The sequence below is a fragment of the Mesorhizobium sp. M7A.F.Ca.CA.002.09.1.1 genome, from assembly GCF_003998555.1.
GTDB lineage: Bacteria > Pseudomonadota > Alphaproteobacteria > Rhizobiales > Rhizobiaceae > Mesorhizobium > Mesorhizobium ciceri.
The window spans coordinates 1-14,047 of the sequence record NZ_RZRR01000041.1 but is presented as its reverse complement, the minus strand read 5'-3'; the positions used below and the strand labels follow the sequence as shown (position 1 = coordinate 14,047).

Sequence of the window (14,047 nt, the reverse complement as noted above, 5' to 3'; positions counted from 1 at the left end):
CCCCTGGATCGCCAGCAGGCAAGCAGCGCGCCCGTCGCCAGCGCATCCATGGATGCCGGCGGCAGCAGGTCGCGCGCCAGCGTCGTGTTGGCGGTGAGCGGCCAATAAAAGCGATAGGCCAGCGACAGTGCGATGACGCCGATGCAGATCTGTTCGAAGCGGCGGCGCGGGGCCAACAGGACGACCAGCGGCCAGGCAAGATAGAACTGCTCCTCGATGCTCAGGCTCCAGAAATGGCACAGCACCCAAGGGTTCCAGTCATTGCGCAGCGCATACCAGAAATTCGACAGGTAAAGCGCATGCCAGACCAGCGATCCCCTGGATTGGTCCAGGTCGACCAGCCAGACGAAACCCAGGACGGCGAAATAGGGTGGAAATATCCGCAAGCCTCGCCTGATATAGAAGGATCGCAGCGCGGGACCGGTCTCGAATTCGGCGGCCGAACGCGCTTCCAGGAGCAGGCGCGTGATCAGGAAGCCGCTCAGCACGAAGAACAGCCGCACGCCGATATGGCCCCAGAATGAAGATCCTCCAGCGGCGAAGAAATGGGAATACAACACCATCGTCACGGCGATGGCTCTCAACGCATCCAGTTGGATGTCGCGGGCGCTTCCCATCAGCGGCATCCGCCAGCGTGATGGCCGCGACCAAGCCGCCAGCCGGCCGTTTCGAGCGGCAGGCCAAGGCGGGCGAGACCCGCCAGAGCGCAGGCATCGTCAAACCTACGCTCGAAATCGACGGACGGGTAGCTCAAGCTGGTCAACCTGGCGGGATCCTCCACGGCGCATATCCAGTCGCAAACGAGTCCCCCAGGAGATCGTTCGGCTACGGCATTGTGCGGCGCAACACAAAAAATCTACCCAGCTGAAATACTTATGTGAGCAAGTGCTAAAAAATTGAGAAAACCGAGCGTTTCTCGTCAATTCTGGCGATTTTTCTCAGAACTTAAACGCTGTGGTTTAAATTTTGCCGATGTTCCCGCCTCGGTTGATTTGCGAGCTCGTGGCTTAAGAGCCTAGTTCTTTGTTAGACCACAGGAAATTCCGTAATCTATATTTTGTCTATATGGATCCGGCCCTGGCTCCGTGAAGAAATGATTTGGAACCATTAGCTTTGCGCGGTGCAGCATCGTCTCTGTTTTTCGTCGTTGCCACGCGCAACGCCCATTACTCGGCTGACCGCCAACCCTCACACCGCGTCGAACACCACCGTCTGCTCCAGCCCGCCGCCCCGGCGGTTTTCCAGTGTTACCGTGCCTCCGTAGCGCTCGATGATTTCCTTGGCGATGGCGAGGCCAAGACCAGCTCCGGGGATCGATTGCAGGCGGCCGGGGTCGACGCGGAAAAAGGGCTCGAACGCCTTGTTCAGGAGTTCCGGGGGGATGCCCGGCCCATGGTCCGATATGGTCAGCACGGCGCGATTGTCGGTCGCGGCCAGGTCGATGCGGCACGCCTTGCCATGGGTGGCGGCGTTGACGATCAGGTTGCGCAAGGCGCGGCGCAGGCCGAGCGCGCCGGCGCGCACGCAAACCTTTTCCAGGTGCCCGATCGAGACGGCATGGCCGAGCGACACCATCTCGGCTTCGATATCGCGCACCGTCTTTGCCAGGTCCACCGCTTCGACGGCGTCCTGGTTGACCTCTTCGCGCACCAGGCGGATGGCGCTGTCGGCGATGCGATCGAGTTCGTCGAGGTCGTGAAGCCATTTGTCGCGTTCGTCGTCCAGGAATTCGGCGCGCAGCCGCATGCGCGTCATCGGCGTGCGCAGATCATGGCCGGCAGCCGCGACCAGCCGCATGCGGCTTTCCATGGCGGTCCGCAGCCGCGACGAGAGCTGGTTCAGCGCATGCGCGGTGGCCTTGACCTCGGCCGAACCCACTTCCGGCACCGCCGCCAGCACGCCGTCCGATCCGATCTTGGAGACGGCGGCCTCCAGCATTTCGAGCGGTCGGATCAGCACCGAGGTGAAATAGACCGATACCGCCGTGGCGCCGGCGACGATCAGCGAGATCCAGCCGGCCAGAACCAGCCATTCTCGCCGCGGCGGCTTGAGGTGCGGCACCTCAATGATCGCCCATCGGCTGTCGGGCAGGTGCATCGATGCGATCTGGCCGGGTTCGTCCGGCTTCTCGTTGACGACCGCGGGAAAGTCGAGGCCACGGCGGTGCAGGATGTCGTTGAGCATCGCCGTTTCCGCACGAGCCACCTTGCCGCCCGCTGGATGGTCGGCGAATTGAACCCGCAGGACGTCGGGGATCGGCCCCGGCAAGAGCCGCACCACCATTTCCATCTGTTGGGCAATCCACGGCACGGTCAGTTCCGGCGGCGGTCCGCCGCCGCGCACGCTGATGACGGCGGCCGTCGCCAGGCCGACGACGCCGACGATCGAGGCGACCAACAGCAGGATGAGACGGCGGCGCAGCGAATTCACGCGTGGCTCTCCACGGTCTCGACACGCGCCGTGAGCTGGTAGCCGCCATTGCGCACGGTCTTGAACAGCGGCCCGTCGCCGGTGTCGGAAAATTTGCGGCGCAGCCGGCTCACCAGCACATCGACCGAGCGTTCCAGCGGATCGCGTTCGCGGCCCTGCGTCAGGTCGAGAAGCTGGTCGCGCGACAAAAGCCGGCCGGGACGGTCGAGAAACACCTGCAAAAGATCGAACTCGGCGCCGGTGAGGTCGACGGCCACGCCTCGCGCATCCGTCACCTTGCGGGTCTCCGGTTCCAGCCTATAGCTGGCAAAGCGGTAGATGCGCGCGCGCGGCGGCGCGGGCGCCTCCTCGGGCGTCGAGCGCCTGAGCACCGCGCGGATGCGGGCAATGAGCTCACGCGGGTTGAACGGCTTGCCGAGATAGTCGTCGGCGCCGAGTTCCAGGCCGATGATGCGGTCGACATCTTCCTTCAGCGCGGTCAGCAGGATGATCGGGGTGTGCGGCTTGCGGTCGCGCAAACCGCGGCAGATATCGAGCCCCGAGCCGTCCGGCAGCATCACGTCGAGCACGATCAGGTCGAATTGGCCGGAGCCAAGCCGTTGCTCGCATTCGCGCCGGTCCGCCGCCGCCGTGACGCGAAAGCCCTGGCTGTCGAGGTAACGCTGGAGAAGCGTCCTGATCTCGCGGTCGTCGTCGACGACGAGGATATGGGGTTGTGACTGCATGACCGTGCCGTTGCCGATGAATATTGGGACCCGTGATTGCAGGGGCTTGCCGCGATTATAGGAGAGCCGCGCCCGAGCGGCGTGGAAAATTGCAACCGAACGTTTCCGGCGGGCCATGGGAAACATTCGGAAACAAATTGCCCTTTTGCGGAAACCTTCGGCAACACGCCGACGCGAAGCGGACAAAGACGCTTCCTATCCTCTGAACCGTCCGAAGCATGAGAGAAAGGAACATCTTTATGCCAAGCAGACTTCTTGCGCTCGGCCTGTTTTCCGTCGCCGCAATTCACCCCGCGCTGGCGGCGCAGCCCGACCCCGGCGCCGGACCCGGTGAGCCGCCCCCTGTCATGGCCATGCAGGATGGGGCAGGCCACGGCCGGAATGGACCCGGCCCGCATGGACCGATGCGACCTGGTTCGCAGGGTTTCGGCCCGCAAGGCTTTGGCCCCCGCCGCATGGGTCCGCCGCCGGAATTCATGCTGGCCGCCCGGCTCGCCGCGCTGGAGACCCGCGTCGGCATCCGCACCGAACAGCTCGACGCCTGGCGCGACTACACCAGCGCGCTGCAGGCGGTGCTTTCGCAGCCTCGGCCTGACCGCGGGCGGCCCGTTGGTGCTGAAGCGAAGGACCCCGACGCAGCAGGCCCGGGCGGCAAGCCCGATCCCTTCGCCTTCCAGGAAAAGCTGGCCGACGACGTTACCGCCCGCGCGGTTTCGGCCGGCAGACTGAAGGAGGCGATCTCTGAACTGCGCGCCAAGCTGACGCCCGAACAACTCGAACTCCTCGCTTCGGCGGAACGTGCCCATGGATCACCCCCCGGTCCCTGGGGCGGTCCGCCGAACGATGCAGCCGGCCCCAGAGGCCTGCCCAACGATGGCAGGCAGCTCCCGCCCCAGCCCGGGAACGACGAGCAACTCTGACCGACTGCACCGGCCGGCCCGGTACCCAACCCGTTCTCGGGTCGGCCGGTTCTCCGGGGATGGCGGGCGTATCTCCGCCATCCTCGTTTCAATCACGCCCAGTTCGAATCGCGCCAATTCGGAACCATGCCCAATTCGAACCCTGCAATGGAAGCACGACAATGTGGGAAGCCATGATCATGCTGCGGCTGCTCGCGTCCGCCAGCCCGAGGCTCTCGTTCGGTCCTGTCGGGCGAGGCATGCCGCTGGCCCCGCCGGCCGACACGCTGAAGGGCGCGATCCGCCTGAGTTTCGCCGGCTGGCGGTTGTCGCTCCCGCTGTCGCAGCCGCTCGACAACCATGGGCATGATGACCGCAAGATCGCGTGAATTCCGGCAAGGCGCTTGGCATGTCCTCGCTGATCGGCATAATGATGTTGGTGGGCATCGCGGCCGGCTACTCGACCTTCGAGCAGCTCCGGCCGCCGAGAAGGAGCGCGACATGAGCCGCTTCGAAGCATTGCTCGTCGCCGCCCGCAGACCGGCGCGGCCCACCATCAAGATATCGGCCGGCATGCCTCGACCAAGCGGTCGATTGCCCGCGCCCGCAACTCCAGCGAAAGATCATTCAGTCCATGTCTATCCAGCCTAGCCCGTCTTTGCAGCCGGCACGCCGTCTGGCGCCCTGGACCGCGATGTTCGCATCCGCCTTTCTGCTGGCGGCCTGCTCGCAGGAGAGCAGCGCCCCCGCAGGCATGGGCGCGCCCGGCAAACCGGAAGTCGGCGTCGTCACCCTGCATCCGCAATCGGTGGCGATCACCGCCGAACTGTCGGGACGCACGGCGGCCTCGCTGGTTGCCGAAGTGCGCCCGCAGGTGAACGGCATTATCCAGCAGCGCCTGTTCAAGGAGGGCAGCGAGGTGGCGGCTGGACAGCCGCTCTACCTCATCGATCCGGCGAGCTACAAGGCGTCCTACGATAGCGCGGTCGCCGCACAGCAGAAGGCGGAAGCGGCGGTGCCTACGGCGCAGGCCAAGTTCGACCGTTATGCCGGCCTGTTGAAGCAGAACGTTGTTTCCAAACAGGATTATGACGATGCCGCCGCCACGCTGGCGCAGGCGCAAGCCGATGTCGCCTCGGCCAAGGCCAGTGCCGAGACGGCGCGCATCAGCCTCGACCGGACCTCCATCACGGCACCGATCGCCGGGCGCATCGACAAGTCCACGCTGACGCCGGGCGCGCTGGTGACCGCGAACCAGGACACGGTGCTGACCACCATCCGTGCCCTCGATCCGATCAATGTCGACGTCACGCAGTCGAGCACCAACCTGCTCAATCTGCGCCAGGCGATCTCGGAAGGGCGGCTGAAGTTCAGCGGGCCCAATGTCAGCGTGAAGCTGAAGCTCGAGAACGGCACCATCTACACGCAGACCGGCAAGCTGGAATTCGCCGGCGCCAATGTCGACCAGACCACCGGCACCTTTGCGCTCAGGGCCGAGTTCCCCAATCCCGACCGCCTGCTTCTGCCCGGCATGTATGTGCGGGCACTGGTCGAGGAGGGCGTTGCCCAGAACAGTTTCCTGGTGCCGCAGCGTGCCGTCAGCCGCAACACCAAGGGCGAGGCCACCGCCATGGTCATCAATGCGCAGGGCAAGGTCGAGACGCGCGTGCTCGCCGTGCGCAACAGCGTCGGCAACAACTGGCTGGTGGATTCGGGTGTCGGCGACGGCGACCGCGTCATCGTCGAGGGCATGCAACTGGTGCGCCCCGGCGGCGATGCGACGGGTGTCGAAGTGACGATCGACGAGACGACCGGCGAGGTCAAGGACCGCGGGCAGAGCACGTCCGCCGCACCGGCCGCGTCCAATGCGGCGAAACCGGCGCCTGCCGCCGCGACCGGGAACTGAGCGATGTCACTATTCTTCATCAACCGGCCGATCTTCGCCTGGGTGATCGCCATCGTGATCATGCTGGGCGGCCTCCTGGCGCTCACCTCGCTGCCGATCTCGCAATATCCGCAGATTGCGCCGACGACAGTCAACATCAGCGCCACCTATCCGGGCGCCGACGCGCAGACGGTCGAGAACTCGGTGACCAAGGTCATCGAGCAAGGCATGACCGGTATCGACAATCTCGACTACATGACGGCGACGTCGACCTCGACCGGTTCGGCCTCGATCACGCTGACCTTCACCACAGCGGCCGATCCCGATACCGCCCAGGTGCAGACGCAAAACAAGCTGCAGCTGGTGCAGTCGCAGCTGCCGCAGGTGGTGCAGAGCAACGGCATCACCGTCTCCAAATCCTCGACCGGCTTCCTGATGGTCATCGGCTTCGTCTCGACCGACGCCAAGATGAACTCGACCGATCTCGCCGACTATGTCGACGCCACCGTCAACGACACGCTGAAGCGCGTCGAAGGCGTCGGCTCGACGCAGCTGTTCGGCTCCGGCTATGCCATGCGCATCTGGCTCGATCCGGACCAGCTCGCCAAATATGCCCTGATGCCGAGCGATGTGGCGACCGCCATCGAGGCACAGAACACGCAGGTTTCGGCCGGCCAGCTCGGCGGCCTGCCGGCGCGCAAGGGCCAGCAGCTCAATGCCACGGTGACGGCCAAGAGCCGGCTGCAGACCGCCGAACAGTTCCGCAACATCATCCTGAAGAGCCAGACCGATGGCTCTCTGGTCCGCCTCAACGATGTCGCCACCGTCGAGCTCGGCGCCGAAAGCTATACGACGCAGGCCAATTACAATGGCAAGCCGGCGGCCGGCGTCGCCGTCAATTTGGCGACCGGCGCCAACGCCATCAACACCGCCGAAGCGGTGCGTTCGACGATCGCCCGGCTGAGCTCGACCTTCCCGCAAGGGGTCGAGGTCGTCTATCCCTACGACACCTCGCCTTTCGTGCGGCTGTCGATCGAGGAGGTGGTCAAGACGCTGGCCGAAGCAATCGTGCTGGTGTTCCTGGTGATGTTCATCTTCCTGCAGAATTTGCGCGCCACCATCATCCCGACGATCGCCGTGCCGGTGGTGCTGCTCGGCACGTTCGGCGTGCTGTCGCTGTTCGGCTATTCCGTCAACACACTGACCATGTTCGCCATGGTGCTGGCCATCGGCCTCTTGGTCGACGACGCCATCGTCGTCGTCGAGAATGTCGAACGCGTGATGCAGGAGGAAGGCCTGTCGCCGAAGGAGGCGACGCGCAAGTCGATGCACGAAATCACCGGCGCGCTGATCGGCATCGCCACGGTGCTTTCGGCCGTGTTCGTGCCGATGGCTTTCTTCGGCGGCTCGACCGGCATCATCTACCGGCAATTCTCGGTGACCATCGTCTCGGCGATGGTGCTGTCCGTGCTGGTCGCCCTTGTGCTGACGCCCGCACTTTGCGCCACCATCCTGCGGCCGCCCAAGGACCATGCGACGCAGACCGGCCCGTTCGGCTGGTTCAACCGTGTCTTCGATCGCGGCACGCTTGCCTACCGCGACGGCTCGCACGGCATCATCAACCGATCCTGGCGCTTCCTCGTCGTGTTCCTGGCCATCGTCGTTGCCGTGGGCTGGATGTTTGCCCGGCTGCCGAGCTCGTTCCTGCCGGAAGAGGACCAGGGCATCCTGATCACCAGCGTGCAGCTGCCCGTCGGCGCGACGCAGGATCGCACGGAGCGCGTGCTGGCAGAAGTGACCGACCATTATCTCAACCAGGAGAAGGACGCCGTCGACGGGGTGTTCACCGCCTCCGGCTTCGGCTTCGGCGGCGCAGGGCAGAATGTCGGCATCGCTTTCGTGCGGCTGAAGGATTTCGACCTGCGCAAATCGCCGGCTTCCGCCGCGCAGGCCATCGCCGGCCGTGCGATGGGCGCGTTTTCGAAGATCAGGGACGCGCAGGTCTTCGCGCTCGCGCCTCCCGCCATCCAGGGCTTCGGCAACACCAACGGCTTCGACTTCTACCTGCAGGACGTCAACGGCGCCGGCCATGACGCGCTGATCCAGACGCGCAACCAGCTTCTGGCCCTGGCCGGGCAGAGCAAGGTGCTCGCCAACACAAGGCCCAACGGCCAGGAAGACCAGCCGCAATTCTCGGTCGACATCGACCAGGAGAAGGCCAGCGCGCTTGGCGTCAGCCTGGCCGACATCAACAACACGCTTTCGACCGCCTGGGGCAGCGATTACGTCAACGACTTCATCGATCGCGGGCGGGTGAAACCGGTCTATCTGCAGTCGGACCCGAACTTCCGCATGCAGCCGGAAGATTTGGACAAATGGCAGGTCCGCAACGCCAGCGGCGACATGGTGCCGTTCTCGGCCTTTGCCTCCAGCCACTGGACATTCGGCTCGCCCAGGCTGGAGCGCTACAATGGGTCGGCGGCGGTCGAGATCCAGGGCGCGGCGGCCACGGGCGTCAGCTCGGGTGCCGCCATGGACGAGATCGACAAGCTCGTCGCGCAACTGCCCGCCGGCTATTCGCACGAGTGGACCGGGCTGTCGCACCAGGAGAAGCTTTCCGGCAACCAGGCGCTGTCGCTCTATGCGATCTCGGCGCTGGTCGTGTTCCTGTGCCTGGCCGCACTTTATGAGAGCTGGTCGATCCCGTTCGCGGTCATGCTGTCGGTGCCGATCGGCATCTTCGGCGCGCTGCTGGCGGCCAGCCTGTTCGGCCAGTCCAACGACGTTTATTTCAAGGTCGGCCTTTTGACCACGATCGGTCTCGCCGCCAAGAACGCCATCCTCATCGTCGAGTTCGCCATCGAGCGGCAGGCCGCCGGGATGGGGCTGGTCGAGGCGACGCTGGAGGCGGCGCGACAACGGCTGCGGCCGATCCTGATGACGTCGCTGGCCTTTATCCTCGGTGTGTTGCCGCTGGCGATCGCCAGCGGTGCGGGCTCGGGCGCGCAGAACTCGGTCGGCATCGGCGTGATGGGGGGCATGATCGCGGCGACGGTGATCGGCGTCTTCCTGGTGCCGCTATTGTTCGTCACGGTGCGGCGCATCTTCAAGGGCAGGGCGGCCAAACCAGATACGGGCGAGACGCCGGTGACGGCCACCCAGCAATAAGGAAAACTTCACATGACAGGTTTGGAACGTGGCTCGGTGGCCGCGAGGCGGCTTCTTGCGCCTATGCTCACCGCTGTCCTGCTCGCGGGATGCGTCGTCGGTCCGGATTATCAGACACCGATACTGGCAATGCCGGCGAATTGGAGCGGCCAGAAGCCGACAAAGCCTGCCCAGCCGGCACGACTGTCAAAATGGTGGCAGCGGCTACGCGATCCCGAGCTGAACACGCTTGTCGAGGAAGCGGTTGCCGGCAATCTCGATGTCGCCACCGCCAAGGCAAAAATCCGCGAGGCGCGCGCCAGCTATCGCCAGAGTGCCGGCACATTGCTGCCTTCGGCCGACGGCTCCGGCTCGGCCTCCCGCAACAAGTCGGCCGAGACCACATCAGGCTCTGACGCCACCTACAGCGAGTACCAGGCCGGCTTCGATGCAAGCTGGGAGCTCGACCTGTTCGGCGCCAACCGGAGGGGCGTAGAGGCCGCGCACTACGGGCTGAACGCCTCGCAGGAGGAACTGCGCTCGACGCTTCTCACCCTGGTCGGCGATGTCGCTTCCTATTATACCCAGGCGCGCGGCTACCAGGCCCGCATCGCGCTCGCCCGTCGTTCGGCCGCGTCGCAAAGACAGACCGCCGAACTTACCCGCACCATGGCGCAGGCGGGCACGGCGACCGCCGCCGATGTCGCCAAGGCAATGGGTCAGGCAGCGAGCACCGAAGCCGCCGTTCCGACGCTGGAGGCAAGTTATGCGCAGGCCGTGCATCGTCTCGCGGTGTTGGCCGGCCGGCCGCCTGCCTCGCTCAACGAGCGGCTGAAGCGGGTCGCGCCCATTCCTGCACCGCGCCTGCCGATGCCCACCGGAATTCCCGCCGACCTCCTGCTATCGCGGCCCGATTTGCGCATGGCGGAGCGCCAATATGCGCAATATACCGCCAAGATCGGCCAGGCCGAAGCCGCCCGCTATCCCTCGGTCAGCCTGACGGGAGACATCAGCACGGCGGCGCTGAAGCTTGGCGATCTCGGCAAGAATTCGTCGATCGGCTGGTCGTTCGGGCCGACGCTGAGTGTGCCGCTGTTCAATGCCGGCCAATTGCAGGCGGCCGTCGAGGTCGCCAAGGCGCAACGCGATCAGTATTTCATCGCTTACCGGTCTTCGGTGCTGACGGCGCTCGAGGATGTCGAGAACGCGCTGGTGCTGTTGTCGCAGGAGCGCATCCGGATCGGCAAGCTCGCCTCGTCCGCGAAGTCCTATGGCGAGGCGGCAAGTCTCGAAGGCACGCTCTACAAGGCCGGCGAGACAAGCCTCCTCGACGTGCTCGACGCCCAGCGCTCGCTCTATTCGGCCGAGGACTCGCTGCTGCAAAGCCGCGTCCTGCTGGCGACCAACTACATCGCCCTCAACAAGGCGCTCGGCGGCGGCTGGGATGGCGCGGTCGACAGCGCCAAGCCGGAGATCGTCGACGTCAAGACCGGTCCACGGCTGGCGTCGAAGCCGGCCTCCTGAGGCACTCTCAGGCAGCGGCGTCAATTCGGCAGACACGCCGCCATCGCCGATGCGGGGCGTGAAAATGCGGACTCCATGTTTGGCGATGGCGGGGTGATCGCATCGCTGTTATTGATGGTGCCCACACAGCACAGGCGCCGCAGATGACATCCGATACACAGAAGGCCGAAGCGGTCGGGCAGCTGCTCGAAACGCCGGACCTTGCCAGCGCGCTCGAAAGCGAACAGTTCAAGAAGTTCCTCGACCAGGTGCCGATCGCCATTGCCGTCTCGGACCTGGGTTCGAAGGAGCGTGTCGTCTATGCCAATCCGGAATTCGAGAAACTGTCCGGCCTCAAGGCGGCGATGCTCGCTCGCCAACACTGGGCGGCGCTTTCCGGCACCGGCCTGCACAAGCAGAAGGACCGGCCGCTGTTCGAGGCCGTGGTCGAGGACACTGATTTCATCGGCACGTTCCGGCTGGAGCGGAAGGAAGGCCAACCGACTATCGTCGACGTCTATTCCAACGTCATCGAGGACGACAATGGCAAGGCCTGCTTCCGGCTGGTGGCGCTGGTCGACGTTTCGGCCCATGGCGAAACCGAAGATGCGCGATCGATCGACGAGCGCATCCGTGAGAAGGACACGCTGCTGCGCGAACTGCAGCACCGGGTGAAGAACAATCTGCAGATGATCACCGCGCTGATCCGGATGGAGACGCGCAACGCGGCCGAACCGGACCAGAAGCGTTTCGAGAGGCTGGCGGGGCGCGTCGATGCGCTGGCGATCCTCTACCAGACGCTGTCGGGGGACGATGGCAAGGATGAGGTCGATCTTGGTGTCTATCTCAGCCAGATCGCGTCGGCGGTCATGAACTCGCATGCGGTCGAGGGCATCCGCCTCGACATGAAGGTCGACACCTATCCGGTGTCGATCAATGTCGCCATGCCGACCGGGCTGGTGGTGAACGAACTTTTGACCAATGCGCTCAAACATGCCTTCCAGGGACGTGACGGCGGCACGATCACGCTGCACAGCATCGTTGACGGCGATGGCTGCCGCATCGTGATCGCCGATGACGGCATTGGCCTGCCGGACGGCGAGAGCTGGCCCAAGCGCGGCAAACTCGGCGCGCTGATCGCCCGCTCGCTGACCGAGAATGCCAAGGCGGAGTTCGACGTGACGTCGAGCGCCGGCGAGGGCACGCGGGTGACCATCCTGTTCAAGCGCTCGGCTGCCACCGCCCCTTAGCGCGCGGGAGCCAAGCGGCATAGGTGGCCGTCTCCGCTTGGCTGATCTTCGACCTACTCATGACGGCCTTGCCTTCCCCGCTATCTCCCTTCGCGTCAATGCCCCTACTCCAGCGGCAGGGTAGGGTGAAAGCCAGGTGCATCGATGCCAGTCGCAAGCCGCGCTTTGCCGTGCTTGACAGGCTTAATTAATTTATTAACATTAGAAAATAATAGGGAGGAAGAATGGGCGCGCACCACGGAGCGATCCTGCGAATCCTGCGCGACGACGGTCCGCAGTCGCGCGCCGAACTGGCGCGGCGCACCTCGCTGTCACCCACCGCCCTGACCCATCTGACGGCCCATCTCCTGCGGGAAGGCACCGTGGTCGAGCTCAACCAGGCCACTGCCGGCGATGCACCCGTCGGCCGGCCGGCGATCGGCGTCGCGCTGGTGCCCGACGCCCTGTCCGTGGTTGGCGTGCACATTGGCGCGGGAACGATCGACGCGACCATCACCGACCTCAGGGCCGCCTCGAAAGCCATGGCCTCGCAGCATTTCGACACCGCCACCAGCGAACCCGCCGCGGTGATCGGCATGGTGGTGCGGATCGTCGAGCAATTGATCAAGAAGACCGGCGTCGACCGTTCGCGCCTGATCGGCCTGGGGCTCGGCGTGCCGGGACCGGTGGACACCAAGCGCCGCCGCAACCTGCAGTCGGTCAATTACGACTGGAAGGACGTGCCGTTCGCCGACGAGCTCGAAACGGCGCTGCGCATGCCGGTGGTGGTCGAGCACAATGTCAGCGCGATGGCGCTGGCGGAATCGCGCTACGGCATCGGGCGCGACACGACCGCGCTGCTCTACATCTATCTGCGCACCGGCCTCGGCGCCGGCCTGGTGATCAACGGCATGCCGTTCCGTCCCGGCGGCTACGGGGCCGTCGAGCTCGGCCATGTCCAGGTGGTCGAGGATGGCGAGCGTTGCGCCTGCGGCAATGTGGGCTGCCTGGAGACATTCCTGTCCGAACGCGCGCTGGCCCGCGCCGCCCATATCGACACGCCTCATCCCAGGCGCCTGCTGGCCGCGGTGGAGAAATATCCCGACGTCTGGAACGCGGCGCTCCGGCATCTGACGACGGCCATAGCGACGGCGACCAATTTGCTCAATCCCGATCTGATCGTCTTTGGCGGTCACCTGGCCGAAGCCCCGGAAAGCTTCATCGATCATATAAGGCGGGGCGTTCCGCCACGCGTCCTGCCGCCGATGCGCGACGTGCTGCGGGTCGAGCGGTCGAGCCTCGGTCCTGGTGCCGGCGCCATCGGTGCTGCTGCGGCGGCGCTCGACCATTTTTTCTATTCGGGGGTGTCGCGATGAGCGAAGCGTCGAAGACGACACGCTCCGGCGGCGGCTCGAACGAGGATCGGGGTATCGACTATCGCGGTCTCGCGCTCAATCTCTGCGGTCTCGTCGCCGGCATCGCCATCTGGTGGGTGTTGACGGCGGGCGGCGCGGTGGGCCTGCCGCCACCGCCACAGGTTGCGTCCAGGTTTATCGATCTGATCGCAAACGGGCAGCTCGCCACCGACATCATGTCGAGCCTTGCTCGGGTGATGACCGGCTTTCTCCTCGGCGTCATCCTGGCGATCCCGGTCGGCTTCGTCATGGGCTGGTACAAGGTCGCGCGCTCGCTTATCGAGCCGTATCTGCAGTTCTTCCGCATGATCCCGCCGCTGGCCATCATTCCGCTGGCGATCGTAACGATGGGCATCGACGAGACGCCGAAGATCTTCGTCATCTTCCTGGCCTCCTTCCTGGCCGGCGTCGTCGCCACCTATCAGGGCGTCATCAGCGTCGACAAGACGATGATCAACGCCGCGCGCGTGCTCGGCGCCAAGGACATGACCATCTTCCTGCGCGTCATCATTCCCGCATCGACGCCGTTCATCCTGGTCGGCGTGCGCATCGGCCTCGGCTCGGCCTGGGCGACGCTGGTGGCCGCCGAACTGATCGCCGCGCAGACCGGCCTCGGTTTCCGCATGCAGCAGGCGCAACTCTACTACGACCTGCCGACCATCTTCGTCAGCCTGATCACCATCGGCCTTCTCGGCCTTGCCATGGATCGCATCCTTTTGGTGATCGAGCGCCGGCTGACCGTCTGGCAGGAGCGCGTGTGATGCCGCCCAAGATCGTCTTCGACAAGGTCACGCGCCGGTTCGACCTCAAGGAC

The 14,047-nt window shown here is 65.1% G+C and carries 11 protein-coding genes; 8 read left to right on the top strand and 3 right to left on the bottom strand.

Annotated elements, in window-relative coordinates; all coding sequences use genetic code 11:
• The 3 genes from EN994_RS03585 to EN994_RS03575 form a co-directional block, all read right to left on the bottom strand.
• Positions 1 to 617: acyltransferase (locus tag EN994_RS03585; protein ID WP_164745803.1), on the bottom strand; the 617-nt coding region annotated here is incomplete at its 3' end.
• A 571-nt stretch (positions 618 to 1,188) separates the two neighbouring features.
• Positions 1,189 to 2,430: an ATP-binding protein gene (locus tag EN994_RS03580; RefSeq protein WP_063168603.1), complete on the bottom strand. Its 1,242-nt coding sequence runs from the start codon at positions 2,428 to 2,430 to the stop codon at positions 1,189 to 1,191.
• Positions 2,427 to 3,155 (bottom strand): response regulator, encoded by a 729-nt coding sequence (locus EN994_RS03575; RefSeq protein ID WP_013530679.1) that lies wholly within the window; start codon positions 3,153 to 3,155, stop codon positions 2,427 to 2,429. The genes EN994_RS03580 and EN994_RS03575 overlap by 4 nt, the downstream gene beginning before the upstream one ends.
• Positions 3,156 to 3,394: 239 nt before the next feature.
• On the opposite strand from EN994_RS03575, the gene EN994_RS03570 reads away from it, so the two are divergent.
• The 8 genes from EN994_RS03570 (at position 3,395) to EN994_RS03535 (ending at position 13,994) form a co-directional block, all read left to right on the top strand.
• On the top strand, positions 3,395 to 4,075 hold the full coding sequence (locus EN994_RS03570) for a hypothetical protein (protein ID WP_063168602.1): 681 nt from the start codon (positions 3,395 to 3,397) through the stop codon (positions 4,073 to 4,075).
• Positions 4,076 to 4,236: 161 nt separating this feature from the next.
• Positions 4,237 to 4,443, top strand: a complete 207-nt coding sequence (locus EN994_RS03565; RefSeq protein ID WP_013530681.1) for a hypothetical protein — start codon at positions 4,237 to 4,239, stop codon at positions 4,441 to 4,443.
• Positions 4,444 to 4,748: 305 nt separating this feature from the next.
• Positions 4,749 to 5,960, top strand: coding sequence for an efflux RND transporter periplasmic adaptor subunit (locus EN994_RS03560; RefSeq protein WP_050580405.1), 1,212 nt, complete (start codon positions 4,749 to 4,751; stop codon positions 5,958 to 5,960).
• A 3-nt stretch (positions 5,961 to 5,963) separates the two neighbouring features.
• Positions 5,964 to 9,107, top strand: a complete 3,144-nt coding sequence (locus EN994_RS03555) for an efflux RND transporter permease subunit (RefSeq protein WP_063168600.1) — start codon at positions 5,964 to 5,966, stop codon at positions 9,105 to 9,107.
• A gap of 12 nt (positions 9,108 to 9,119) precedes the next feature.
• Entirely contained in the window at positions 9,120 to 10,610 is a 1,491-nt protein-coding gene (locus EN994_RS03550) for an efflux transporter outer membrane subunit (RefSeq protein WP_063168599.1), read from the top strand.
• Between the two features lie 143 nt (positions 10,611 to 10,753).
• Positions 10,754 to 11,839, top strand: coding sequence for a histidine kinase dimerization/phosphoacceptor domain -containing protein (locus EN994_RS03545; protein ID WP_063168598.1), 1,086 nt, complete (start codon positions 10,754 to 10,756; stop codon positions 11,837 to 11,839).
• Between the two features lie 224 nt (positions 11,840 to 12,063).
• Positions 12,064 to 13,194: an ROK family transcriptional regulator gene (locus tag EN994_RS03540; RefSeq protein ID WP_027160785.1), complete on the top strand. Its 1,131-nt coding sequence runs from the start codon at positions 12,064 to 12,066 to the stop codon at positions 13,192 to 13,194.
• Positions 13,191 to 13,994, top strand: coding sequence for an ABC transporter permease (locus tag EN994_RS03535; protein WP_082826501.1), 804 nt, complete (start codon positions 13,191 to 13,193; stop codon positions 13,992 to 13,994). Before EN994_RS03540 ends, EN994_RS03535 begins: the two co-directional genes overlap by 4 nt.
• The last annotated feature ends 53 nt before the right edge of the window (positions 13,995 to 14,047 follow it).

Excerpts from the sequence above, each read along its gene's own strand:
- EN994_RS03575 (WP_013530679.1), bottom strand. The coding sequence starts at position 3,155 with ATGCAGTCACAACCCCATATCCTCGTCGTCGACGACGACCGCGAGATC.
- EN994_RS03570 (WP_063168602.1), top strand. The coding sequence starts at position 3,395 with ATGCCAAGCAGACTTCTTGCGCTCGGCCTGTTTTCCGTCGCCGCAATT.
- EN994_RS03565 (WP_013530681.1), top strand. The coding sequence starts at position 4,237 with ATGTGGGAAGCCATGATCATGCTGCGGCTGCTCGCGTCCGCCAGCCCG.
- EN994_RS03560 (WP_050580405.1), top strand. The coding sequence starts at position 4,749 with ATGTTCGCATCCGCCTTTCTGCTGGCGGCCTGCTCGCAGGAGAGCAGC.
- EN994_RS03555 (WP_063168600.1), top strand. The coding sequence starts at position 5,964 with ATGTCACTATTCTTCATCAACCGGCCGATCTTCGCCTGGGTGATCGCC.
- EN994_RS03550 (WP_063168599.1), top strand. The coding sequence starts at position 9,120 with ATGACAGGTTTGGAACGTGGCTCGGTGGCCGCGAGGCGGCTTCTTGCG.
- EN994_RS03545 (WP_063168598.1), top strand. The coding sequence starts at position 10,754 with ATGACATCCGATACACAGAAGGCCGAAGCGGTCGGGCAGCTGCTCGAA.
- EN994_RS03540 (WP_027160785.1), top strand. The coding sequence starts at position 12,064 with ATGGGCGCGCACCACGGAGCGATCCTGCGAATCCTGCGCGACGACGGT.
- EN994_RS03535 (WP_082826501.1), top strand. The coding sequence starts at position 13,191 with ATGAGCGAAGCGTCGAAGACGACACGCTCCGGCGGCGGCTCGAACGAG.